Source organism: Agrobacterium sp. 22-223-1 (genome assembly GCF_053522385.1).
In genome coordinates this window covers 235,205-260,086 of record NZ_JBNWCN010000002.1, presented here as the reverse complement: position 1 = coordinate 260,086, position 24,882 = coordinate 235,205, and the positions used below count along the sequence as shown (strand labels likewise).

Sequence of the window (24,882 nt, the reverse complement as noted above, 5' to 3'; positions counted from 1 at the left end):
CCGATCAGAAACGTTCGGGGCGAATGAGAGCATAGGTGAGATAGGCGGCGATAAAGACCGTGACGGCACCGCTCAAGATATAGTCGAATGTCATCGCAGCCTCCCGTCTAAAGCCGGTCGCAGGCGCGCGTATAGGCAAAGCAGAGGGCGAAAAACAGCGTGGCTGCGCCGATCAGAACAACATCCATCATCGATGGGACTCCTTTTTATTCGAGGAGCCGGACAGGAAGAAAAGCGCCGTCATGTGGGACGTCGCTTTTCATTCTTTCTGGCTGAGAAGGGAACACCATCCCTTCACGCACAGAAGAATGCACCCGAACCGCATAAAGGTTCGAGACGGCCACAGAGACAATAAAATAGGAATCCTATAGGAATTTCGATGCCCGCCGGTCGCGGGCATCGCTGCCGCTACTTAGAGTTTTGACGCATTTCCGGACGGAAAACCGGGGTCCACTTTTCCTGGAAATGCTCTAAGCGAGCGGGCTGTCACCGAAAGCGGAAACGATGGTTTCCGCCGGACTTTTACCGGCCAGCAGCGCGGCCAGCAAAATGCGGGCCTGGCCCGGGCGAAGCGTGGATGAATGCACGGCGCCGGCCGCGACAAGATCATGCCCGCCGCCGCCGCCGCCATAAGTCGCCACCAGCAGCCCTTCCGGCACGCGGCTGGAAACGATGACGGGAACGCCGCGTTCGGCGCAGCGCTTCACGGCTTCAGCGATACGCGGATTGGCGTTGCCCGAACCGAGTGCGGCAAGCACGATGCCTTTCGCGCCCGCCTGCAGGCTTGCATCGATATGGGTCGCGTCACAGCCGGGATGAATGGCGACGATATCGACGCGTTGATCGGTTACCGGGGCGGAAAGCCGCAGCGTTGCGCCAGCAGCCAGCGGCCGGGCGGAGCGGAAGGCGTCCGCCTCGTCCGCGCTCAGCTTATAAAGCCCCCAGGCCGACAGACAGCGGCCGCCGAAGGAGAGGAGCACGCCTTTTGCGGCATTCGCCTGATCGAGCGCTGTCTCTATGGCCCGGGCCAGATTGGCCGGCCCGTCCGCGTCCTTATGGTCTGCGGTAAACTGTGCGCCGGTGAAGACCACCGGCTTTGTGATGGCCCGCTGCAAATGCACGAGCAGCGAGGATTCTTCCATGGCGTCGGTGCCATGCAGAACCACGATGCCGGCAATAGCGGGATCATCGAGCTCGGCGCCCACCGCATCGCTGATGCGCTGCATGTCTGCCAGTGTCAGGCTGGAGGAATCCTTCGCCATCAGGTCGACCGGCTTCAGCCGGGCGTTGATCTGCGGAACCAGCGCCAGCAGGTCCTCACCCGAAAGGCTGGGCGTGCTGACGCCATCGGCACCACGCCGGCTGGCGATGGTGCCGCCGGTGGCGATGACCGCCACCAGAGGCGTTGCGTCCTGCCCGCTCACTGCGATGCCCCCGCACGCTCGTCCGCGAGGCGGTAGATGCGGTCACGCAAGAGATACCAGCCGATGACGAGCGCCGGGATGATGACCAGCAGGGACGCGATGGTCCAGGAGCCGACGGGATAATCGAAGGCCATCAGCACCAGCACGCCGAACAGGAAGATGAGCGTGAGAATGCCGGTATAGGGCGCGCCGAACATGCGGAAATCCGGACGCACGAGTTCACCGCGCTCAGAAAGCTGCCAGAGCTTCAACTGGCAGAGCACGATGACGGCCCATGCGCAGATAATGCCGAGCGCCGAAAGGTTGAGCGCGATCTCGAAGGCCGAAGCGGGAACGACAGCGTTCAGCGCCACACCGAGAACAGTGACGACGGCGGTCACCGCGATGCCGCCATAGGGCACGCCGTTCTTGTTCATCTTCGCAAGTGCTGCCGGCGCCGAGCCGGAAACCGCCATCGAATGCAGGATGCGGCCGGTGGAATAAAGCCCGGCATTGAGCGAGGACAGCACGGCGGTCAGAACGACGAGGTTCATGATCACGTCAGCGCCCTGCACGCCGATGGAACCGAAGAAGGTGACGAAGGGGCTCTCACCGGCCTTATAGGCGGTATAGGGCAGAAGCAGCGCGAACAGCAGCACCGAACCGACATAAAAGACTACGAGACGGAGAACCACGGCGCGGATGGCGCGGGGCATGACCTTGCGCGGGTCTTCCGTCTCGCCTGCCGCCGTGCCGATCAGTTCGATGGAGGCATAAGCGAAGACAACGCCCTGTATGATGACGAAGGCTGGCAAAATACCGTTCGGGAAGAAACCGCCATTATCGGTGATGATGCTGAAACCGGTGACATGGCCTTCGATGGGGGTGCCGAAGATGACGAAATAAATGCCGACCACGAGGAAGATCGCAAGCGCCAGCACCTTGATGAGGCTGAACCAGAATTCAAGCTCGCCGAAAACCTTCACCGACAGCATGTTCATCGCCAGCACGACCAGAAGCGCCGTCATCGCGAAGACCCACTGGTCGATACCCGCAAGCCACGGAACATATTGCTTGAAGAAATTCATGTAGAGGGCAACAGCGGTCACATCCGCCACCGAGGTCATGGCCCAGTTCAGCCAGTACATCCAGCCGGCCGCGAAGGCCATTTTCTCGCCGTAGAACTCACGGGCATAGGACACGAAGGAACCGGAGCTGGGGCGATGCATGATCAGCTCGCCGAGTGCGCGCAGCACCAGAAACGCGAAGAAACCGCACAGCGCATAAACAAACACCAGCGCCGGCCCTGCCTGCGCCAGACGCCCGCCCGCACCGAGGAAAAGCCCGGTGCCGATGGCGCCGCCAATGGCGATCATCTGGATCTGACGCGGCTTGAGGGCCTTGTGGTAGCCGAGATCTTCTTCGACGAAGACCTCACGGTCGGCAGACGCCGTTTTCCCAGAATGCATGGATATTTATCCTCCCGATAAAGTGCTTGCAGTCGGCGATAAGCCGGAAATGAAAATGAAACTGGCACAGTCCGCGCTGGAATATGGCCAGCATGCATGCTCATGCGCGCTGTAAAGCTGCATGACAGATTTTCGCCCCTCATAATGGCAGATAATGCCGTTCGTCAAGCGTATTCGATATGATTGACCTTCTCCTCTACCCCAATTAAGGTCAAAAAATCTGTAAGACAGCTTTACAGATATAGCAACGCTTAAAAGCCAGTGGAGGAAAAAGTGAGCGTGACGCGCAAGGAGCATGATTTGCTCGGGACGAAGGAAATTCCGGCGGATGTCTATTGGGGCGTGCACACGGCGCGCGCTGTGGAAAACTTCAAGATCACCGGGGTGACCATCGGCCATAACCCCTATCTCGTCCGGGGACTGGCCTATGTGAAGGAGGCGGCGGCACGCGCAAATCACGAGCTCGGCCTTCTCGACACGGAACGCATGGAAGCCATCGCCGCGGCCTGCCGCGAAATCCGCGCCGGCGCGCTGCATGAGCAGTTCGTGGTGGATGAAATTCAGGGCGGAGCCGGCACCTCCACCAACATGAACGCCAATGAGGTCATCGCCAACCGTGCACTCGAACTGCTCGGTCACGAAAAAGGCGATTATGCCCGCCTTCACCCGAACGATCATGTCAATCTCAGCCAGTCGACCAACGACGCCTATCCGACCGCAATCAATGTCGGGCTGATCGAGGCCATCGACGATCTGGCGGCTTCCATGGGCGTGCTGAAGGACGCCTTCGACCGCAAGGCGCAGGAATTTGCCGGCTTCATCAAGATCGGCCGCACGCAATTGCAGGACGCCGTGCCGATGACGCTCGGCCAGGAATTCCGTACCTTCGTGGTGATGCTGGGAGAAGATCAGGCGCGCCTCATCGAATCCGCAGCACTTCTGCACGAGATCAATCTCGGCGCCACCGCCATCGGTACCGGGCTCAATGCACCGCGCGGTTATGCCGAGCTTGCCTGCCAGCACCTGGCGGAACTGACCGGACGACCGCTGGTGACGGCGGCGGACCTCATCGAGGCCACGCAGGATCCCGGCGCCTTCGTGCATCTCTCCGGCGTGCTGAAACGCGTCGCCGTCAAACTATCGAAAACCTGCAACGATCTTCGCCTGCTCTCTTCCGGCCCGCGCGCTGGTATCGGCGAAATCACACTGCCCTCCGTTCAGGCGGGTTCCAGCATCATGCCGGGCAAGATCAACCCGGTCATTCCCGAAGTGGTCAACCAGGTGGCCTATGCGGTGATCGGCAATGACATCACCATCACCATGGCCGCTGAAGCCGGGCAATTGCAGCTGAACGCTTTCGAGCCGATCATCGTGCGAGCCTTATCGCAGAGCATCAGCCAACTCAGCGCCGCCTGCCGCACGCTGGCGGAACGCTGCGTCGACGGCATCGTCGCCAATCCGGCCATCATGGCGCAGCGCGTGGAAGAATCCATCGGTCTCGCCACCGCGCTCAACCCGTTGATCGGTTATTATGCGGCGACCGAAGTGGCGAAGGAAGCACTTGCCAGCGGCCGCACGGTACCGCAGGTGGTTCTGGAGCGCGGTTATCTTACCGACGCGCAATTGCAGCAGGCACTGAGCCCGCGGCACCTTGCAAACCTGCCCGCCATCACGGCTGGCGAAGCCGATCTTCGCCAATAATCGTCGTCACCACCTGCTTCACCTGCCCAAGGTGAAGCTCCATCGCCTCCCGCGCCTCGGGCGCTGAACCCCGCCGGATCGCCTCGACGATCCGGCGGTGCTCGAAATTCGACGCGACGCGTCGGCCGGCCATCAGGTTGACCATCTCTGACTGTTGGGAAAGGGCCTCGCGGGCATCGGCCACCACCTTGGCGAACAGCCTGTTGGCCGAAGCTTCCGCAATGGCGCAATGGAATTGCCCATCCAGCAGCACCCAGGGATGCGGCCTTTCTTCGGCTTCCATCCGATCACAGAGGTCAAGCAGGACTTCCAGCTGAGCATTCGTGCGCCGCAACGCCGCCCAACCGGCCGCAGGAACTTCGATGAAGGGGCGGGCCTCGATCAGATCGCGGGCGGAATAGGCGCCGTAGTTCAATTCGGAAGGCGGGGTCGGCGTCATCACATAGGTGCCGCTTCCCGTGCGGGTCTGCGTCAGCCCCAGGGTCTGGAGCGACCGCAAAGCCTCGCGAATGATCGGTCGGCTAACGCCATATCGGGCGGCCAGATGGGCTTCGGAAGGCAGCCGGGTGCCGACCGCAAGCTGCCCCGAGGTGATGGCGGAACGGATATCATCGAACACCGCTTCTGCGGCATTCTTGCGATTGATCGGCTGCGCATCCGCTAGCCAATCCGACAACCCGCCCATCTTTAAACCCTCCGCACTCTCAATATGTTCGCAATATCAACGCAAAACCAGACAACCGCCCAAACGCAAAGGACGGCCGCCGCTCTCGCGGCCAAGCCGACCTTCCTAACATTATCCTGCCCGCCGGAACAACGACGGCGGATATTTTTGTTGGAGCGAGGGTACGGTATCGCCGCACCCTCGCTCCGCGTCCGATATTACGCCTTGATTTCCGCTGCCTCCGGCTTGTCATCCTCACGCGGAATGCGGAACCACGCGACATAGAGCGCCGGCAGGAAAAGCAGCGTGAGCGCCGTGCCAACCACAATGCCGCCCATCATCGCATAGGCCATCGGCCCCCAGAAGATTTCCCGGGAGATGGGGATGAGGGCAAGGGTGGCCGCCGCCGCCGTCAGCATGATCGGCCGCATGCGATGCTCGGTCGCCTCGATGACGGCACGCCACGCCGAGACCCCTTCGCTTCTCAGATGCTCGATCTGTACGACGAGGATGACCGAGTTGCGGATCAGGATGCCGATCAGCGCCAGCACGCCGAGAATGGCGACGAAGCCCATCGGCGCATTGGAGAAGAGCAGCGCCACCACGACACCGATCAGGGCAGTCGGCGCCACGGCAAAGACCAGGAACAGCCGGCTGAAACTCTGCAACTGGATCATCAGGATCGTCGCCATCGCAAACAGCATCATCGGCACCACGGCAACGATTGGCCCTTGCGAATCCGCGCTGGATTCTACCGAGCCGCCCGTCTCCAGCGTGTAGCCGACGGGAAGCGCTTTCTGGAACGCCTCGATCTTCGGCTTCAGCTGTTCCACGATTGTGGCGGGCTGCGTCGAGCCGATGACGGCGGCCTTGACGGTGACAGTCGGAATCCGGTCGCGACGCCAGATGGTCGGCTGCTCCAGCTCATAGCGGAAATTGGCGATTGCCGAGAGCGGCACGGCCTTGCCATTGGTTGCCGGCAATTGCAGGTTTTGCAAGGTCTCGATGGAGCCGCGCTCCGAAAGCTGCGCCCGCGCCACTACGTTGACGAGGTAGATATCGTCCCTCACCTGCGTGACGGTGGACCCTTCGACAATGCTGTTCATGGCATTGGCGATGTCTTCCGACGAGACGCCGAGCTGGCGGGCCTTGTCCTGCAGAACATCCACTTTCACCACGCGCGTCGGCTCGTTCCAGTCCATGACCATGTTGGACAAGAGCCGGTGTTCGCCGACGATGCCCGACAATTGCTGCCCGAGCTCGCGGACCTTCTGGATATCAGGACCGCTGAGGCGATATTGCACCGGCTTTCCAACCGGAGGACCGATATCGAGCAGTTTCACGAAGGCGTCGGTGCCGATAAAAGTCTTGTTCAGATAGTCCTGCAGCTCGGCGCGCACCTTGTCACGCACATTCAGCCCCTTGGTGACGATGACCGTCTGGCCGAAGGTGACATCCGGCGTCTGTACGTCGAAAGACAGGATGAAACGCGGCGCGCCTTCACCGACATAAGTTGTCCAATGGTCGATATCCGGATTCTTGGCCAGCATGTCCTGCTCGAACTGCGCCATCTGCCGGTTGGTTTCGGCAATGGAACTGTTCTGCGGCAGGTTCCAGTCAACGATCAGCTCCACGCGGTCGGATGACGGGAAGAACTGCTGCTGGACAAGGCTCATGCCGCCAACGGAAAGACCGAACAGCGCGATGGTGAGGATAATCGTCACCCAGCGCCAACGCAGCGCCCGGCCGAGAAGCCAGGAAAAGGCGGAGGCAAAACGGCCCTTTTTCTCATGGTGCGATTTCATCGTCTTCGGCAGGATCGTCACGCCGAGCAACGGCGTGAAAAGAACCGCGACGATCCATGACACGATCAGCGAAACGGCGATCACCACAAAAAGCGTGAAGGTGAATTCACCCGCCGCGCTGTTGTTGAGACCGACCGGAATGAAGCCGGCAACGGTGACCAGCGTACCGGTCAACATCGGGAAAGCGGTGGAGGTGTAGACATAGGTCGCCGCTTTTCTGAGATCGTCTCCGACCTCAAGCCGCGCGACCATCATCTCGACGGCAATCATCGCATCGTCGACGAGAAGCCCGAGCGCGATGATGAGGGCGCCCAGAGAGATACGCTGCAAGGAAATGCCGGTATATTCCATGTAGACGAAGGTGATCGCCAGCACGAGCGGAATGGAAACGGCAACCACCATGCCGGCCCTGAGGCCAAGGCTGATGAAGCTGATGACGAGAACGATGGCGATGGCCTCGAAGAGCGCCGAGGTGAAGCCCGAGACCGCCTCATCGACCACGGCCGGCTGATCGGACACGCGATGCACATCGACACCAACAGGCAAATCCGCCACCACCCGCTTCATCTCAGCATCCAGCGCCTCGCCGAAATGCAGCAGGTTCGCGCCGGTTTTCATGCCGATAGCAAGGCCGATGGCCGGCTGGCCGTTGAAGCGGAACAGCGAAGATGGCGGATCGACATAACCGCGCCGGATCGTCGCCACTTCCGTCAGCGGGAAGAACCGGTTATTGACCCGCAGATTGATGGACCGCAGGCTGTCTTCCGAGGTGAACTGGCCGCTGACGCGCAGCGCCACGCGCTCAGGCCCGGCATTGACGAAGCCGGACTGCGTGACGGCGTTCTGGGCTTGCAGCGTCTTGATGATCGACTGCTGGTCGATGCCGAGCGCCGCGATCTGCCGCGTGGAAAACTCCAGATAGATCGTCTCATCCTGCGCGCCGATGACATCCACCTTGCCGATATTGTCGACGGTCAGCACCTTCGCACGGGCATCCTCCACCAGATCGCGCAATTGCCGCTGGCTGAGACCGTCGCTGGTGAAGGCGTAGATATTGCCATAGACATCGCCGAAGCGGTCGTTGAAGAAGGGACCGACGACGCCCGAGGGGAAATCGCCCTTGATGTCGCCGATCATGTTGCGCACCCGCACCCAGGTCGGCTCGACGTTGCGCGCCTTGGTCTCCGGCACCAGCTCCACGAAGATCGTCGTACGGCCGGCCACCGTCTGGCTGCGCAGATGGTCGAGATTGTCGAGTTCCTCAAGCTTTTTCTCGATCCTGTCAGTCACCTGCCGCGCCACCTCTTCGGCGGAAGCGCCGGGCCATTGCGCGCTGATCACCATGGTCTTGATGGTGAAGTTCGGATCTTCCTCGCGGCCGAGGTTGAGATAGGAGAAAACGCCGGCAAGAACGAAAACCAGCATGAAGTACCAGACGAGCGAACGGTGTTCGAGCGCCCAGTCGGAGAGATTGAATTTCTTCACTGACGGACCTCCTGATCGATCCTGATGGCCTGTCCATCCTTGAGCTTGTGAACGCCGGCGCTGGCAACGCGCTCGCCGGGCTTGACGCCGCCGGTGATGCGCACGTTGCCGCCTTCGGCAGGCTCGCCCTCTATCGTGACGGGGCGAAGCGTTACTGTTGCCGTATCGGCATTGACGATCCAGACGCCCCATCCATTGTCGGTTTTCAGCAGGGCCGATGACGGAAGCATGATCTGCGGTTCGGATGCGGCAAGCACCGAGGCTGTGACGACGGAACCGAGCCGAAATGCCGGCGGCGCGTCCTGAAGGCTGATCTTCGTGCGGCGTGTGCGCGTCGCCGTTTCGGCTTCCGGAGCGATCTCGCGCACCACGCCGGTGGTGCGAATTTTCGGATCGAGCTGCAGGGCGATCTCGAAGGCGGAGCCGATCTCCAGCCGTTGCGCCGCAAATTGCGGAACGTCGACCACCACGTCGCGCACTTCCGGGCGGGCAATGGTCACGACCGTTTGCCCGGCCGAGACGACCTGACCGATTTCGCCTGAGGTTGCCGTCACCACACCGTCAAATTCCGCATGCAGCTGCGCATAACCCAGCTGTTCCTCGGCCTTGTCCAGATTGGCGCGGGCCTTGGCGACGGAAGCATTGGCGGTGCGGGTGGCCTGCTCGGCCTCTTCCAGTGCCGCTTCCGTGCCGCTGCGGGCTTCCGCCAGCACACGCTGGCGCTGCTCGGTCGTCACTGCATTGGCCAGCTGCGCTTCCGCATTGGAGAGGTCGGATTGCGCGCTCTTCACCGCAAGCTCGAGCGCGAGCGGATCAATCGAGGCCACCACGTCACCCTTCTTGACCAGATCGGCGACATCGACATTGCGGGCGATAATGCGCCCGAGCACGCGAAAGCCGAGATCGGTCTGAATGCGCGATTCCACCGTGCCGGTCAGCCGCAGGGCATCGGCCGGCTTCTCTTCCACGACGACGGAAAGCACCGGGCGCGGCGCCTCGGCGGCGGCTTCCTGCTTGTCTTCGCAGGAGGAAACCGCAATCGCCACAGCCACCAAAAACAAGCTTTTGTATATACTGGACATTATTGTGCCTGCCCCTTTTCATAGGCGACCTTTTCACCGGCGCGGAGAAATTTGGTGCCGACGGTGACGACGAGATCGCCGGGATTAAGCCCCTGCGTGATGACGAATTGACCCGTCTCGTAATCGGCGACCTCGATACGCCGCATGGCGATTTCCGAGGATTGCGGATCGACCACCCAGACGGCGGGGAAGCCGTCCTGCGACGTCATCGCCGACCACGGAAGCTCAATCGCATCGACCTGTTTGAAGCGGAAATGGCCGGATACGGGCGCGCCGAGCGGCATGGTCATATCGCCGTTCAGACCGACCTTGACCCTGATCGTTCCATTGTCCGGGTCTATCGTCGGAGAAATTTCCCGTACCGGTGCCGCAACGCTGCGGGTGGAATCCGACAGGAGGCTGACATTGACGAGATTGTCGATGTCCCGCTCAAGGAAAAGGGATTCATAAACATCGAAAACCGCATCGCGCGGTCCGTCATGCGCCAGCGTAAAGACGAGCTGGGCGGCCTGCGCCACCTGGCCGACCTCCACATTACGCGCCGTGATAACGCCATCCGCATCCGCCCTGAGTTCGGTATAGGACAGGGCATCGCGCGCCGTATCGAGCTGCGCCTGCGCCGATCTCACCGCCCCTTGCGTCGTGAGAAGGGTTTCCTGGGCCTTGTCGACCGCCGAACGCGAGGTCACCTGCGTCTTGAACAGGCTTTGCTGACGGTCGAACGTCAATTGCGCCTGCGTCTGCTGCGCTTCGGCAGATTGCAGGTTGGCCAGGGCGACATCTAGATCGGCCTTTTGCTCTTCGGGATCCATGCGGGCAAGCAATTGCCCGGTCTTCACCCGTGCGCCCACATCCACCAGCCGCTCGGTGATTTTGCCGCTGACCCGGAAGGACAGATCCGTCTGGACCCGCGCCTTTACTTCGCCCGTGATGACGCTGCCGCGATCAACGGGCTTTTTCTCAGCCGCGACCACATCGACGGTGCGGAGCGGCTTTTCGGCGGGCGGCTCTTCATTGCTGCAGGACGACAGGGCGAAAATACCGCCAAGCGCCGCCGCGATAAGAATGGTTCTCATGGTGACCTCTTGATCTTCGCCTCATCCTATAATATTTGACTGACTGAATAGTCAATGAAATTCTTATGCCGCTGATCGGGGAGCTGTCCGGAGTACCGGCACGGGTTCGCGAATGATCATTCACTCGTCGTCCGGCACATACCTGCGGGCGCATTGGCAATGTTCCGGCATGGTGAAGCATGCGCGCGCCTTCACAAAAATCATTCCGGTTTTTGCGCCGGTGCTATAGGCAAACCCATCTCTCATTTCCGCCAATCGCGACGGACAGAAGGGCACGCGTCGAAAATAAAGAAGGATCCGGGGCCATGGCGAAAGCAAAACTGACACGTGCTGAACAGAAGATACAACGTCCGTTGCAAATTCTCGATGCCGCATTCGAGGAATTCACCAAAAGGGGATTTACCGCGACGCGGGTGGAAGACATCGCGGAAAGGGTGGGGGTGACGAAAGGAACGGTCTACGTCTATTTCGAAACCAAGGAAGCGCTCTTCGAAGCGATGGTCAAGCACGCCTCCCTGCCATTCCAGGAGGCGTTCAAGGCCTATACGCATACATCCGACGACCCCGTCGAGGAGCTTCGCCTGCTGCTGGAATTCCTGTTCGATGCACTCGTCGACAACAAGAAGATGCGGGAACTGTTCCGCTTGATCCTTGCGGAAGGCGCAAAATTTCCCGATCTCATCGATCAGCATCACGACACGTTGATGGCACCGGTCTTTGCGCGCATCGATACGGTCCTCGAGGAAGGCGTCGCGAAAAAAAGGTTCAGGGCCAACCCTCCCGAACTCGCCAAAGTGGTGATGTCACCCATGGTCGGAACATTGGTGTTTCGGCTGATTTTCAACGACCGACGCATTCTGGACAGACAGGCTGTCCTGAAAATTCATCTCGAGCTGATCATGCGTGGGCTGCTGGCATAGGCATCATTCTTCGCGGCCCGGTCTCAGCCGACGCCGCCGATGCAGACATATTTGAGCTCGGTATATTCCTCGATGCCGTGGCGTGACCCTTCCCGGCCGAGACCCGACATCTTGACACCACCGAAAGGCGCCTCGGCAGTGGAAATAGCCCCCGTATTGACGCCGACCATGCCATATTCGAGCGCTTCGGCAACCCGGAAGACCCGTGAGAGATCGCGCGCATAAAAATAGGAGGCGAGGCCAAAATCGGTATTGTTCGCCTGCACGATCACATCCGCCTCATCCTCGAAGCGGAAGAGCGGCGCAAGCGGTCCGAAGGTTTCCTCACGCGCCACCTGCATGCCGGCATCGACATTGCGCAGGATCGTCGGCTCGAAGAAATTGCCGCCCAGTACATGCCTCTTGCCGCCGGTGGCGATCTCGGCGCCTTTCGAAAGCGCATCAGCAATATGCGCCTCCACTTTAGCAACGGCGTTTGCGTCGATGAGAGGCCCGAGAATGCTTGCCGCCTCCAACCCGTTACCGACCTTCAATTGCGCGACGGCCCCTGCGAATTTTTCAGCGAAAGCGTCATAGACGCCGCTCTGCACATAAAGACGGTTGGCGCAAACGCAGGTCTGACCATTGTTGCGGAATTTGGCGAGGATCGCGCCCTCGACAGCGACATCGAGATCGGCGTCATCGAAGACGATGAAGGGCGCATTGCCGCCGAGTTCCAGCCCCAGTTTCTTGATCGTCGGCGCACATTGCCGGTAAAGATGTTCTCCCGTGCGCGTCGATCCGGTAAAGGTCAGAAGGCGGACATCCGGGCTTGCCGTCATTTCTGCGCCTATCTCGGCCGCTGGCCCCGTCAAAATGCTGAAAAGCGCAAGCGGCAGGCCGGCGCGCTCTGCAAGGATGGCAAGGGCGATGGCAGAAAACGGCGTTTGCGGCGCCGGTTTCAGCACCACCGCACAGCCGGCGGCCAAGGCCGGGCCGGCTTTGCGAGTGATCATGGCATTGGGGAAATTCCATGGCGTGATGGCTGCAACCACGCCCACGGGCTGGCGAAGAACCAGAATGCGTTTATCCGGCTGGTGGCCGGGCACTGTCTCGCCATTGATCCGCCGCGCCTCTTCTGCAAACCATTCGATGAAGCTCGCACCATAGGCGATCTCACCTTTGGCTTCCGCGAGCGGCTTTCCCTGTTCCAGCGTCAGTATCATGCCGAGATCGTCACGGTTTTCCATGACGAGCCGGAACCATTCCTTCAGGATATTCGCGCGCTCGCCGGCGGTGCGGCGGGCCCATTCCTTCTGGGCGATCACGGCGGAAGCGATTGCTTCTCTCGTTTCCTTCGCACCGAGTTCTGGAACCCGCCCGACGATCTCACCGGTCGCGGGATTGCGGATCGCCGCCGTTTCACGGCCATCGCAACCGACCCAGCGGCCCGCCACCGGCACTTTCTCGCCGAAGAGTGTGGGATCATTCAGATGCATGGCCCATCCCTCAACAGAAGACCTGCGCCGAGGCCGGATCGAAGGCGAGATGCACGAGGTCGCCACGGCTGAGGCCGGAAATCGCCTCATGGCCGAAAGGCAGGCGCACCGCAAGCGGCTCACCCGAGCCTGTATTGGCCACCACATGGACATTGTTGCCGAGGAAAGTGATGTCGCTGACCGTGGCCTGGAAACCGGCGGCGGCGACCGGCCGGTTGCGGCTCAGCTGCAGCCGCTCCGGGCGCAGCATCAGCGCCGCCTTCTTTCCCGGCGTGGCTTCGCCATGCATCGGAATATGATCAAAAACGATATCCCGGCCGAGCGACACCGTCGCCTTGCCGCCCGAGGCGGCGAGGAGATCGCAGGCGATGAAATCGCTGTCGCCGATGAATTCAGCCACGAAACGGGTCGCCGGGTGAGCGTAAAGCTCCGGTCCCGTGCCGATCTGGTCGATAACCCCCTTGGAAAACACGGCGATGCGGTCGGAAAGACGCAAGGCCTCTTCCTGGTCGTGGGTGACATAGAGGATCGTCACTTCCGTCTGCTGGTGAATACGGCGGATTTCGAACTGGATTTCTTCGCGCAGCTTCTTGTCGAGCGCCGACAGCGGCTCATCCATCAAGAGCACCGGCGGGTCGTAGGCAAGCGCCCTCGCCAGCGCCACGCGTTGCTGCTGGCCGCCCGACATCTGCGCCGGCTTTCTGTCCTCGAAACCTTCGAGACGGACAAGCCGCAACATTTCCTTCACCTTCGCATCGATTTCCGCCTTGCTCTTGCGGCGGACCTTCAGCGGAAAGGCGATGTTCTCGCCAACCGACAGATGCGGAAACAGGGTGTAACGCTGGAAGACCATGCCGATATTGCGCTTGTGCGACGGCGTCGACAGCAGGCTTTCGCCGTTCAGCAGAATATCGCCCGATGTCGGCTGCTCGAAACCGGCAAGGATATAAAGCGTCGTGCTCTTGCCCGAACCGGACGGTCCGAGAAATGTCATGAACTCACCCGGCTGCACGTCGAGATTGACGTCCTGAACGGCGACGACCGGTCCGTATTGCTTGCGGATGCCGCGAATCTGCAGGAGCGGTTTGGTCATGTTTTCAGTCCTTTTCGCACAGCCGCGACAAGCAGCATGAGAATGATGGTCACCGCGATGAGAAGCGTGGAGGCGGCCGCAATCACCGGCGTCAGATCCTGACGCAGTGTTGCCCAGATTTTCACCGGCAGCGTCTGCAATGTCGGGCTTGCCATGAAGATCGCCAGCACCACCTCATCCCACGAGGTAAGGAAAGAGAAGATCGCCGCCGAGAACAGGCCGTGGCTGATGGCGGGAAGCGTGATGCGGATTTTCGCCTGCAACGGGCTTGCGCCGCACAGCACCGCCGCATCCTCAATCGATTTGTCGAAACCCTCGAGCGCGCCGGTCAACGCCAGAATGGAAAAAGGCATCGCCACGACGAGATGGGCGATAACGAAACCGGCAGTGGTGCCGGCAAGGCCAAGTTTCAGGAAAAAGGCGTAAAGCGCCACCGCCAGCACCACGACAGGCAGGATCATCGGCGTCATGAACAGCGCGCGAAGCGTGTTACGCCCGATGAAACGGCCGCGCACCAGCCCGAAGGAGGCGACAAGGCCGATCAGCACGGACAGCACCGTGACCATGAGGGCGATGCGCAGGCTGGTCCAGGCGGCCTCCAGCCATCGCGGATCGGCGAAGAAATCCGCATACCATTTCAATGTCCAGCCGGGCGGCGGAAAGATCAGCCATTGCGACGAGCCGAAGGACAGCGCTGCGATGAAAACGATGGGCAGGATGAGAAATGCCGTCGTCAGCAGCGTGATCAGGAGGAGTAGCCATTTCCAGAGGCCGAGGCTGTTATAGTTCAAAAGCATGTCAGCGCCCCCCTGCCCCGGCCGCGCCGAAAAATTTGAGCTGGATGGCGTAAAGCGTCAGCGTCACCACCAGCAGCACCAGTGCGGCCGCCCCACCCATGCCCCAGTTGACCAGCGACTGGACGAATTGCGCAATGAGTTCGGCCAGCATCATGTTCGCCGTACCGCCGAGGAGCGCCGGGGTGACGAAATAACCGAGCGACATGACGAAGACCATCAGCGCGCCGGAAATCATACCGGGTGCTGCCAGCGGAATGAGGATGCGTGTCAGCGCCTGAAAGCGTGTCGCCCCGCACAAGGCCGCCGCCTGAAGAATGGCCGGATCGATCTTGCGGATGACGCCATAGAGCGGAATGATGATGAAGGGCAGCATGATATAGGTCATGCCTATCGTTACCCCGGTAAGATTATTGACCAGCGCCAGAGGCTGATCGATGATACCCAGCCCCATCAGCGTCTTGTTCACCACGCCCGTGCGCTGCAACAGCACCATCCACGCATAGGTGCGCGCCAGAAGATTGGTCCACATCGACAGGAGCAATATGGCAAAGACGATGGAAGCGAGCCGCGCCGGCATGATGGCGAGCGCCCAGGCGACGGGAAAGCCGATCGCCAGCGACACGACCGTGACCAGCGCCGACACCGCGAAGGTATTGAAGAAGATCTTCAGATAGGTGGAGCTTCCGAGCAGGGCGGCATAGTTGCCCAATCCGAAAACGGGTTCGGTGACGCTGCGCGACAGCAGGATCAGAACCGGAACGACGAAGAACAGGACAAGCAGGACAAGCGCCGGCAGGGTAGCCGTAAAGTTGCCGGGCCGGAAAGGCATCCGCACCTTCGCTTTCGGGCTGACTGTTTCATCGGTAAGCGAGACCATGCCCAAACCTCCCGGACGTGGAAAATCGCGCGGGCGCCTGTCGCGGCCCGCGCCGTTATCTTACTTCGCCTGCCAGGCGTACCAGCGCTCGCCGATCTCGTCGCGATGCTGCGCCCAGTAGTTCATATCGGCGTTTACCTGGCTTGCCGTCTGCTGATCCGGCAGGGTCTTGGCGGTTTCCGGATCCATCAGCTTGGCGGATTCGATATTGACCGGCGCATAACCCGTCGCGGTCGCCATATCCGCCTGCGCCTGCGCAGAGGTGGCGAGCGCAATGAACTTCATCGCCGCATCCTTGTTCTTCGTTCCCTTGGGAACGACGAGGGAATCCGCCGCGGTGATGTTCTGCTGCCAGGAGGTTTCCACCTTCACGCCGCTTTTTTCAAGCGCCGTCATGCGGCCGTTCCAGACGCTGCCGAAAGGCGCTTCCGCAGATGCAATCAACTGCTGCGACTGCGCACCGCCGGACCACCAGATGATATCGGATTTGATCGTATCGAGCTTCTTGAAAGCGCGGTCGAGATCGAGCGGATAAAGCTTGTCGGCGGCCACGCCATCGGCCAGAAGAGCGGCTTCGATCACGCCCGGTGCCGACCATTTGTAGAAGGTGCGTTTTCCCGGAAATTTCGCGGTGTCGAACAGATCCGCCCAACTCTTCGGGCAGGCGGCCACGGCATCGACATTGCAGCCGATGACGAAGGAATAATAAAAGCTGCCGACGGAGTAGTCCGTCACGAAGCGCGGATCGAGCTTGGTCTTGTCGATGACGGCAAAATCGAGCTTCTCCAACAGGCCTTTCGGGCCGGCCTGCGCGGCATAATCGCCCTCGACATCGACCACATCCCAGGTCACGCCGTTCGCCTCGACCATGGCTTTCAATTTGCCGTAGTCCGTCGGGCCGTCCTGCACCACGTTAATGCCGGTCGATACCATGAATTTTTCAGCCCAGGCCGCCTTCTGGGCGTCCTGCGTGGTTCCTCCCCAGCTGGAGAAAACCAGATCATTCGCCTCAGCAGATGCACCAAGGGCAAAAAGAGCGGCGCATGTCGTCAATACCAGTTTCAATTTCATGTTCCCTTACTCCGTTTTAGAGCTTCTTGTTGGTATGCACGTCGCGACCGGCGCATTTCACCCGAGCGGTGAAAACCTTGCCGGTTTCATGATCTTGTTTTCGGCGACTTCGATGAGGTCGCGGATTTTCGGAAGGAAGGACAACCAGCGCGGATCGGCCATCAGCCGTGCGCGCCTTTCCTCGCGGTCATCCAGGCTCGAAAAAGCCCAGATATGGACGATCTCATTGATCGGGCCGATCTCGGAAAAGAAGTAACCCACCAGCTCGCCGAGATGGCTCTTCTGGATTTCGATGCCCTCTTCCTCGACCACCTTGAGGTAGGCGGGAATGGTGCCGTTCTTCAGACGGTAGGTGCGGATTTCGTAAAACATGGGCTCACCGCATCACGAAGGGATCGGGGATCGGGTCATCGGAGGTGCGCAACCATATGGTCTTGGTGCGCGTGTAATCGAGCGCCGCCGCAAGCCCGCCCTCGCGTCCGTCGCCCGACAGGCCGAAGCCACCGAAAGGCGCAATCGGCGAGACCGCACGATAGGTATTCACCCAGACGACGCCGGCACGGATCGCCTTCATCAAGCGATGGGCGCGCGTCAGGTTCTGCGTGAAGACACCGGAGGCGAGGCCATAGACCGTGTCATTGGCCAGCGCGATGGCTTCCGCTTCGGTTTCAAAGGAAACGACCGAGAGGACGGGGCCGAAGAACTCTTTCTCCATCGATGGCGAACGAATGCCGTCGCAATCGAGAATGGTTGGCCGATAGAAATAACCGTCGCCGTCTACAGGCGCACCGCCTGTGACAACCTTGGCGCCCGCGTCCACGGAGGCGGAAACCAGAGAAACGATATGCTTCCTCTGGCGCTCCGTCGCCAGCGGGCCTACTTCCGTCGCCATATCCAGCGGCGAGCCGATGCGGATCGCCTCAGCCTTCGCCTTCAGAATCTCGAGGAACCGATCCTTGACGCTTCTTTCGATGATCAGCCGCGAGCCGGCGACGCAGCTCTGGCCGGTCGCGGCGAAAATGCCCGCCACCTGCGCATTGGCAGCGCTCTCGAGATCGGCATCGGCAAAAACGAGGATCGGCGATTTGCCGCCGAGCTCCAGCGAGGTGGAAGCAAGGTTTTCAGCCGAATTACGCACGATGTGACGCGCCGTTTCCGGACCGCCGGTAAAGGCGATATGAGCCACCTTCGGATGGGTGGTGAGCGCCGTGCCGCAGGATGCGCCGAAGCCGGAGACGATATTGACGACGCCGACGGGAAAACCGGCCTCATGCACCAGCCGGGCGAATTCCAGAAGGGGTGCCGGCCCATCTTCCGAGGCCTTGACGACGATGGTGCAGCCGGCCGCGAGTGCGGGACCGATCTTGACGGCGGCGAGAAACAGCTGGCTGTTCCACGGCACGATGGCCGCCACGACGCCCACGGGTTCGCGCCGCAGCCAGACATCCATATCCGGCTTGTCGATCGGCAGATAGGCGCCCTCAATCTTGTCGGCCAGACCCGCATAATAACGATAATAATCCGCGACATAGGCAATCTGCGCGGAGGTTTCCCGAATGATCTTGCCGGTATCGCGGGTTTCGAGTTCGGCAAGCGTCTTCGCATTCTCAGTGACCAGATCGGCGAGCCGGTAGAGCAGCTTGCCACGCTGTGTCGCCGTCAGTTTCGACCAGCCTGCATCTTCGTAAAGCGCCCGATGCGCGGCTTCGACCGCACGGCCGACATCCGCCTCGCGGCTTTCCGGCATTTCGGCCCATGCAGTGCCGCTTGCGGGATCGAGACTTGTGAAACGCGCCTCGCCATCTTCGAAACGTCCGTCGATATAGCACTGGAAACTGCGCATCGCGTTACTCCCCGAAAGCCGGCATGACATCGGAAAGGAAGCGCTCCAGCGAGGCCTTCTTACGCTCGAAGCTCATGCCCGTATCGATCCAGAAGGAATATTCGTCATAGCCCATGGCCTCGTAAGCTTTAAGCCGGCTAATCACCTCATCGGCATTGCCGACGACATTGTTCTTTCGCATGACATCGGTGGAAAGCATCGCGTTGGCGGCGATGTCTTCGGGCGCAATACGCTCGATCAGCCCCTGATGGATCGGCTTTTCGTTTTTGAACCAGGCGAAGAAGTAATTGTAATAGACGCTCATCTCATGCGCCGCCTGAGCGATATCGGCTTCATCGGAACCGACATAGGTGTGGCGGAGCAACATGATTTTCGGCCGCTGTTTTTCCGGGTTCTTGGCGCAGGCATCGTTGAAGCGGCCCATCAGGGTTTCCACCTCGTCATCGCCCTGCCAGAGTGGCGTCACCTGCACGTTGCAATCATTGGCGACGGCGAATTCATGCGAATTCGGATCGCGCGCCGCCACCCAGATCGGCGGGAAGGGCTGCTGCAATGGCTTGGGAGCGGAGGTGGTGGCCGGAAATTTGTAGAACTCGCCGTCATGGGCATAGTCGCCCGCCCACACACCTTTGACGGCCGGGATCAACTCGCGCATGCGCTGGCCGGCGCCCCAGGCATCGAGACCCGGAAGCAGCCGCTCATATTCAAACGAGTAAGCACCGCGCGCGATGCCGATATCGAGACGGCCGTCGCAGATCAGGTCCGTCATCGCGGCTTCGCCGGCAAGCTTGATCGGATGCCAGAAGGGCGCGATTACCGTACCAGTGCCAAGACGCGCCGTCCTGGTGCGCCGCGCCAGATCGGCGATCGTCACGAAGGGGTTCGGGGCAATGGTGAAATCCATGCCGTGATGTTCACCGGTCCAGATGGCATGCATGCCGCCGCGATCGGCGATTTCGCAAAGCGTCACGAATTCTTCGTAGAGCGTCTTGTGATCCTGCGAGGCGTCCAGTCGTTCCATATGGACGAAGAGGGAGAATTTCATGGATTTGCCGCCTTCATCGAGATGGGATGGACCCTGCCGGCAGTCTCGTTACCGACATAGACACCGAAATTGCCGATTGAACTTTCCAGCGCGAACCGGTTGACAATGTCCGCCGTCGCGCCGGAGTCGAACTTTGCCGAAGCAAGCGCGCCGGGCAACAGAAAACGGCCCTGGCGCGGCGCGTCGTCCCCATCCGCAAGCGCGTGGTAGACGATGTGCTGACGCCCACCCGCCTTGTTTTCATAAACCGAGTAAAGAAAGCCGGTCCTGACCGGCAGTCCGGTCAGCTCTTCCAGCCGCGCCGTCAGCGCCGCGACCGGATCGCCGCCCGCCACGACGCAGCCGGGCAGCGACAGCACATCCTCACCAACGAGGTAAATCTCGCCACGACGCTCAAGAACCGCGCCGACAGCGATTTCACCCTCTGCCGCAGCCGAAAGCGCCCTGGCGGCCAGCATCGGCGTGAAGTAACCGCCGCGCGCATAACCGAGACCGTTCAGACCGCTATTCTCGAAAGCGTCGATACGACCGAGCAGAATGACGTGGTCTCCGGCCTCGATAACCTCCTGCATCGAACATTCGAACCAGGCCGCAACATCGGCAAAGACCGGTGAGCCTGCCGGCGCATCCGACCAGATGGCGGCGGCAAAACGATCTTCCACCGGCCGGGCGAACGTATTGGACAGGTCCTTCTGGCCTTCCGACAGAATATTGACGGCGAAATTTTTCGCACCCGTCATCGTCGCGAAATTGCGCGAGGTGCGGGCAAGGCAGATCAGCAGCAGCGGCGGATCGAGCGAGACCGAGGTGAAGGAATTTGCGGTGAAACCCACCGGCTTTCCGGCTTCGTCGCGGGTGGTAACGATCGTCACCCCCGTCACGAAGGCGCCGAATGCGTCGCGCAGGGCGCGCGGGTCAAGGGTTGCAACGGTCATTGCGGCTCCTCCTCTAAAGCCAGCCATTCGGCCATCAGTGCATTGACGGTTTCAGGTGCGGTCAGATTGACCATATGCCGGTGCGCCTCGACGATGCGGGCATAACCGCGCGGCGTGATCGCCGCCATCTGTTCCGCCATCAGGGGCGTGGAGTTCGGATCGTCCGAACCGGTCAGAAAAAGCGCCGGGCAGGCAACCGAAGGCCAGCGGTCGGCATAGGTCTCGTCCCCGCCCGCAAAGGCGGTATAGGCGACCGCGTAACCTTCCGGATCGACCATTTCCAGCCAGCCTCTCGTCAATTCCCGCGCGTGCCGGCTTTTCAGATCATCGCCGAACCAGCGCAGCAAGGGGCCTTCCTTGTCCACGCCCGTGGTGCGGATCGCCGCCGCACGCGCAAGCACCGCCGCCTTCGCAACGGGGTCGCGGCGATAAACACCGTTCAGATACCCGACACGCGCTATGCGATCTGCAAGCGTCGCGGCTGCCCCGCCGGAAATCAGCGCCCCCATGGAATGCCCGGCGACATTGGCGCTCTCTATCCGCATGTCGTCGAGAAACCGGCCGAACCAGCCGACGAAATCCTCAAGAGTGCTGCCGGCCGCAAGACGTTCGCTGCCGCCGTGGCCGGGCATGTCGACTGCGATGACGCGGTGCGTCCTCGAAAACACCTCGATCTGCGGCGTCCAGGCTTCGAGCCGCATTCCAACACCGTGGATGAGGATCAGATTCTCGCCCGCGCCGGCTTCGAAATAGGCGGCCCCGCCTCCGGTCGTTTTCCGGGGGAGCGTGGCGGCGCCTGCCTTTGCACCATTGACCCGTGACGTGTCGGCGACCCTTTGCATTGGTGTGCGCCTCAAACGCCGGCCGGATTGGCGACATCCTGACCGAGATCCTTCAGATCCTGATAACGGTCGCCGATGCGGTGATGCGGCCGGCCGCCAACGGAAGCACCGAGCGCGATCACGATCTCGTCGGCCGCCGGAGCATCGGGAATGGCCGTCTGGATCGTCAGATAATGCGAACGACGGCCTTCATCATTCTTGTCCATCAGGGGGATCATGATCGGCGCATTGCCGGGGCCGCGCGTGTTGCAGAAGGCGAGATAGGATTTGGCGCCGACCGCCTGACGATAGTGATTGCCGAAGCGCAGCGTATGGATGAGCGCGGAAGCATGTTCGATCTCACCATCCAGCCCCACGACGGCCGCCTTGCCATAGGCCTCCACCGCCTCGCCGGAACCGACAGCGTCAAGGATCATCTTCGTCAGCAACTCGCCAAGCACCGGCGCGCCTGCGTGAATTTCCGGCTTCAGATCGGCCACGAAACCTTTACCCGCCCACGGATTTTTAACAACCGCAATGGCGGCGAACAGCTTCAACGGCGCTGCGGCAGCCTTGCCCCCCTCAATCAACGTCGTTTCGACCTGCAGCAGGGTCTTGCGGATCTGGATGGACATCAGCGCTCTCTCCGTAAATATGATGGCTTATGGTATGCCATAATATAAGACTGTCAAGTACCGTAATCCCGCAAGGGCGAGCAGTTGAATTTTGAGGATTGTCGTCGCCGATAAGTCGAGCGCTATGGGCAACCGATTGCACTTGGCAAGCAACGATTGGAGGCGGGAAAATGGGGCAGATTTGACCGGGGCATCATCAGCCGGGCTGGATACGCAAGTGGCCGCCTTATACGGCGATCATGTTCCGGAAGATCAGGGCAGCCGAGGCCGGCGGCCTCTATTCCTGACTTTCAAGCCGATATCGGGAACCCGGATAGAGCAGCCGCACGGACGTGACAGCACGGCTCGACGACCAGGTTCTGCGGCGCACGAGAAGGCAGGGCTCGTTTCGGCTGATGGCCATCAATTTGCATTCCCAGGGCTGGGGCGATGCCGCCTCTATGAATTGCTCGGTCCGGGAAATGGGTGCGGCCGCCGTCAGATAGGCATTCGGGGTAAGCGTATTGAAATCCTGCATCAGATAATCCGGAGCGATCTCCGCATTGACAAAGCGATCTTCGAGCTGGATCGGCACATCGTCTTCGTGGTGCACGATGATGGAGTGAAAAACCTTCGCTCCCACGGCGATCTCCAGCGCCGTCGCAAGATCGGGACCGCAAACTTCCGTCTGGGCGAGGATCAGGCTCGGCCGATGCGTCGAACCGCGCTCCTTGATCTCGTCGGCGATATTGCGCACGCCCATCATGCCGGCGCTTCGCTTTTTCGGGGCGACAAAAGAGCCGCGCCCCTGCACACGAACGATCACCCCCTCGGTTGCCAGCTCCCGCAGGGCGCGGTTTGCCGTCATCCGACTGACACCCAGCATGTCGACGATCTCGTTTTCGGAGGGTATCCTGTGGTTGGTCAACCACTCGCCGCTGGCGATCTTTTCCTTGATCTGTTCTTTCACCCGCTCATACAGCGGCAGGGAGGAGCGATCGCCCGAGACAGGAAACTCGTTTTCGGTGACGGGCAGCATTGAAACTCCTAAAAATCGGGCGACTGCACAAAACGCAGCCAGAATCCGCACAAGCACAAAATTATCACATCCCACCTTGCTTGTCTTTCGCAAATGTGTGAAGTTACATATACAACTTGAGGGGAAAATAATGGCAAGCGAAGACTCGATCTCCAGCGGCCGCAAGTCTCCCGCCGATAGTCGGGGCGATATTCGAATGCCCGCCCAGCGCAACGGCAGGAGCTGCCATACCGATGCCGAAGCCATGTTTGATGGCTCGGCCGGGCAATATGCGCTGAAAGACCGCCCTTGCCAGAACCCGCCAACCCCATGCTCCTTCGACCCGGCGTGGCCAATGCGCGTGAAGCATATGAATTTCTCAAAGTTGTATAGTGAACTTCCGGCACGCCGCTCCAGGGTGAACATCGAATTCCATATTGATTCGACGAGCGCCCGGCCGCCGATTTCGACGGGACATGAAATGCACCAATGACCGCCGGGCTCAGGGATAGACATCTGCCCAGGGCACGCCCGGCTGAAACCACAAAACGCATGCCAGCAACTTGCCAATCATCAAACCAAAAGGGGAATGCAATGCTGAATTCAAAGCTGAAAATCGCGCTGGCCACCACCGCGCTCATCATGGGAGCCTATGCCGGGTCCGCGAGAGCGGAAGGCTATTGCGCCGCTGGAAAGACCATCACCTTCGCCGGCATCGACTGGGAAAGCGGCGCTTTCATCACCGAAGTCATGAAGGAAATCCTCTCCAAGGGCTATGATTGCAAGGTCGATTCCATTCCCGGCAACTCCGTGACGCTGGAACAGGCGACCGCCAATAACGATGTGCAGATCTTCGCTGAAGAATGGATCGGCCGCTCCGACGTCTGGAACAAGGCTGCGGAAGCCGGGCAGGTAACATCGGTCGGCAAGACCTTCGTTGGCGCCGCCGAAGGCTGGTTCGTGCCAGAATATCTGGTCAAGGGCGACCCGGCAAAAGGCATCGAAGCCAAGGCTCCGGACCTGAAGAGCGTCGACCAGCTTTCCGACCCGAAGATCGTCGAACTGTTCAAGGATCCGGAAGAGCCGACCAAAGGCCGCTTCCTCAATTGCCCCTCGGGCTGGACCTGCGAAGGCGTCAACACCGCCAAGCTTCAGGCCTACAAGCTGGAAGCAAATTATGTGAACTTCCGCCCCGGCACCGGCACCGCTCTCGACGCCGCAATTGCCGCCGCCTATCTCCAGGGCGAGCCGATGCTGTTCTATTACTGGAGCCCGACGGCAATCATGGGCAAATATAAGCTCATCCAGTTGCAGGAGCCGGCCTATAGCGACGCCTGCTGGAAGGAACTGACGAGCGCCGATGGAAAGCGCGACGCCGGTTGCGCCTTCCCCTCCGTCGAGGTGGCCTATGGCGTGAACAGCACCTTTGCGAAGGAAGCGCCGGACATCATCGCGATCCTTGAAAAGGCGACATTCCCGCTGAGCGAGATCAACTCCAGCCTCGCCTACATGACCGACAAGCAGGTCGATGCGACAGCCGCCGCCAAAACCTTCCTTCAGACCAAGGCCGATATCTGGGGCAGCTGGGTTTCTGCGGACGCCAAGGCGCGTATCGAAGCCGCCGTCAAGTAAACATCGCAGGCGCGCCGGGCTTCCGGCGCGCATTTTCCCGTCAGGACAGGGGC

23 protein-coding genes are annotated in these 24,882 nt (G+C 60.7%); 4 read left to right on the top strand and 19 right to left on the bottom strand.

The window, feature by feature from the left end; all coding sequences use genetic code 11:
• Positions 1–4: 4 nt before the first annotated feature.
• From kdpF to ACQZ60_RS13300, 3 genes are all read right to left on the bottom strand, one after another.
• Complete coding sequence (gene kdpF, locus ACQZ60_RS13310; protein ID WP_003506089.1) at positions 5–94, bottom strand: K(+)-transporting ATPase subunit F; 90 nt, start codon at positions 92–94, stop codon at positions 5–7.
• 376 nt (positions 95–470) lie between these two features.
• A complete protein-coding gene (locus ACQZ60_RS13305; protein ID WP_448735425.1) occupies positions 471–1,424 on the bottom strand; it encodes an asparaginase in 954 nt (317 codons plus the stop codon).
• Positions 1,421–2,872, bottom strand: a complete 1,452-nt coding sequence (locus tag ACQZ60_RS13300; RefSeq protein WP_020813467.1) for an amino acid permease — start codon at positions 2,870–2,872, stop codon at positions 1,421–1,423. Before ACQZ60_RS13300 ends, ACQZ60_RS13305 begins: the two co-directional genes overlap by 4 nt.
• Before the next feature lie 273 nt (positions 2,873–3,145).
• Between ACQZ60_RS13300 and ACQZ60_RS13295 the strand changes: the two genes are divergently transcribed.
• Positions 3,146–4,573 carry an aspartate ammonia-lyase gene (locus tag ACQZ60_RS13295; RefSeq protein ID WP_448735424.1) on the top strand — a complete coding sequence of 476 codons (1,428 nt, stop codon included), beginning with the start codon at positions 3,146–3,148 and terminating at the stop codon, positions 4,571–4,573.
• Here the strand turns inward: ACQZ60_RS13295 and ACQZ60_RS13290 are convergent.
• From ACQZ60_RS13290 to ACQZ60_RS13275, 4 genes are all read right to left on the bottom strand, one after another.
• Entirely contained in the window at positions 4,542–5,258 is a 717-nt protein-coding gene (locus ACQZ60_RS13290; RefSeq protein ID WP_020012272.1) for a FadR/GntR family transcriptional regulator, read from the bottom strand. The genes ACQZ60_RS13295 and ACQZ60_RS13290 overlap by 32 nt on opposite strands.
• Positions 5,259–5,455: 197 nt before the next feature.
• Positions 5,456–8,527, bottom strand: coding sequence for an efflux RND transporter permease subunit (locus tag ACQZ60_RS13285; RefSeq protein ID WP_448735423.1), 3,072 nt, complete (start codon positions 8,525–8,527; stop codon positions 5,456–5,458).
• Positions 8,524–9,609 carry an efflux RND transporter periplasmic adaptor subunit gene (locus ACQZ60_RS13280; protein ID WP_425645945.1) on the bottom strand — a complete coding sequence of 362 codons (1,086 nt, stop codon included), beginning with the start codon at positions 9,607–9,609 and terminating at the stop codon, positions 8,524–8,526. The genes ACQZ60_RS13285 and ACQZ60_RS13280 overlap by 4 nt, the downstream gene beginning before the upstream one ends.
• The gene (locus ACQZ60_RS13275; RefSeq protein ID WP_020813473.1) at positions 9,609–10,685 is read right to left on the bottom strand and encodes an efflux RND transporter periplasmic adaptor subunit; all 1,077 of its coding nucleotides are present in this window, start codon (positions 10,683–10,685) and stop codon (positions 9,609–9,611) included. Before ACQZ60_RS13275 ends, ACQZ60_RS13280 begins: the two co-directional genes overlap by 1 nt.
• A gap of 305 nt (positions 10,686–10,990) precedes the next feature.
• On the opposite strand from ACQZ60_RS13275, the gene ACQZ60_RS13270 reads away from it, so the two are divergent.
• Positions 10,991–11,605, top strand: coding sequence for a TetR/AcrR family transcriptional regulator (locus tag ACQZ60_RS13270; RefSeq protein WP_080819556.1), 615 nt, complete (start codon positions 10,991–10,993; stop codon positions 11,603–11,605).
• A gap of 23 nt (positions 11,606–11,628) precedes the next feature.
• Here the strand turns inward: ACQZ60_RS13270 and ACQZ60_RS13265 are convergent, their stop codons facing one another.
• The 12 genes from ACQZ60_RS13265 to hutC form a co-directional block, all read right to left on the bottom strand.
• Complete coding sequence (locus ACQZ60_RS13265; RefSeq protein WP_448735422.1) at positions 11,629–13,083, bottom strand: NAD-dependent succinate-semialdehyde dehydrogenase; 1,455 nt, start codon at positions 13,081–13,083, stop codon at positions 11,629–11,631.
• A gap of 10 nt (positions 13,084–13,093) precedes the next feature.
• Complete coding sequence (locus ACQZ60_RS13260) at positions 13,094–14,176, bottom strand: ABC transporter ATP-binding protein (protein WP_448735421.1); 1,083 nt, start codon at positions 14,174–14,176, stop codon at positions 13,094–13,096.
• A complete protein-coding gene (locus ACQZ60_RS13255; protein WP_448735420.1) occupies positions 14,173–14,973 on the bottom strand; it encodes an ABC transporter permease in 801 nt (266 codons plus the stop codon). Before ACQZ60_RS13255 ends, ACQZ60_RS13260 begins: the two co-directional genes overlap by 4 nt.
• Position 14,974: 1 nt before the next feature.
• Positions 14,975–15,802: an ABC transporter permease gene (locus tag ACQZ60_RS13250; RefSeq protein WP_425646577.1), complete on the bottom strand. Its 828-nt coding sequence runs from the start codon at positions 15,800–15,802 to the stop codon at positions 14,975–14,977.
• Between the two features lie 108 nt (positions 15,803–15,910).
• Positions 15,911–16,921: an ABC transporter substrate-binding protein gene (locus ACQZ60_RS13245; protein ID WP_080819559.1), complete on the bottom strand. Its 1,011-nt coding sequence runs from the start codon at positions 16,919–16,921 to the stop codon at positions 15,911–15,913.
• A gap of 57 nt (positions 16,922–16,978) precedes the next feature.
• Positions 16,979–17,293, bottom strand: a complete 315-nt coding sequence (locus tag ACQZ60_RS13240) for an NIPSNAP family protein (RefSeq protein ID WP_448735419.1) — start codon at positions 17,291–17,293, stop codon at positions 16,979–16,981.
• Positions 17,294–17,297: 4 nt separating this feature from the next.
• A complete protein-coding gene (locus ACQZ60_RS13235) occupies positions 17,298–18,764 on the bottom strand; it encodes an aldehyde dehydrogenase (protein WP_448735418.1) in 1,467 nt (488 codons plus the stop codon).
• A 4-nt stretch (positions 18,765–18,768) separates the two neighbouring features.
• Entirely contained in the window at positions 18,769–19,809 is a 1,041-nt protein-coding gene (locus tag ACQZ60_RS13230; protein ID WP_020813482.1) for an LLM class flavin-dependent oxidoreductase, read from the bottom strand.
• Positions 19,806–20,744, bottom strand: a complete 939-nt coding sequence (locus ACQZ60_RS13225; protein WP_448735417.1) for a flavin reductase family protein — start codon at positions 20,742–20,744, stop codon at positions 19,806–19,808. Before ACQZ60_RS13225 ends, ACQZ60_RS13230 begins: the two co-directional genes overlap by 4 nt.
• Entirely contained in the window at positions 20,741–21,586 is an 846-nt protein-coding gene (locus ACQZ60_RS13220) for an alpha/beta fold hydrolase (protein ID WP_448735416.1), read from the bottom strand. The genes ACQZ60_RS13225 and ACQZ60_RS13220 overlap by 4 nt, the downstream gene beginning before the upstream one ends.
• An 11-nt stretch (positions 21,587–21,597) precedes the next feature.
• Entirely contained in the window at positions 21,598–22,200 is a 603-nt protein-coding gene (locus tag ACQZ60_RS13215; RefSeq protein ID WP_448735415.1) for an amino acid synthesis family protein, read from the bottom strand.
• A 277-nt stretch (positions 22,201–22,477) separates the two neighbouring features.
• Positions 22,478–23,218: a histidine utilization repressor gene (hutC, locus tag ACQZ60_RS13210; protein ID WP_003519590.1), complete on the bottom strand. Its 741-nt coding sequence runs from the start codon at positions 23,216–23,218 to the stop codon at positions 22,478–22,480.
• Between the two features lie 130 nt (positions 23,219–23,348).
• On the opposite strand from hutC, the gene ACQZ60_RS13205 reads away from it, so the two are divergent.
• Positions 23,349–23,690: a hypothetical protein gene (locus tag ACQZ60_RS13205; protein WP_448735414.1), complete on the top strand. Its 342-nt coding sequence runs from the start codon at positions 23,349–23,351 to the stop codon at positions 23,688–23,690.
• 101 nt (positions 23,691–23,791) lie between these two features.
• Positions 23,792–24,829, top strand: a complete 1,038-nt coding sequence (locus ACQZ60_RS13200) for an ABC transporter substrate-binding protein (RefSeq protein ID WP_448735413.1) — start codon at positions 23,792–23,794, stop codon at positions 24,827–24,829.
• Positions 24,830–24,882 lie beyond the last annotated feature (53 nt).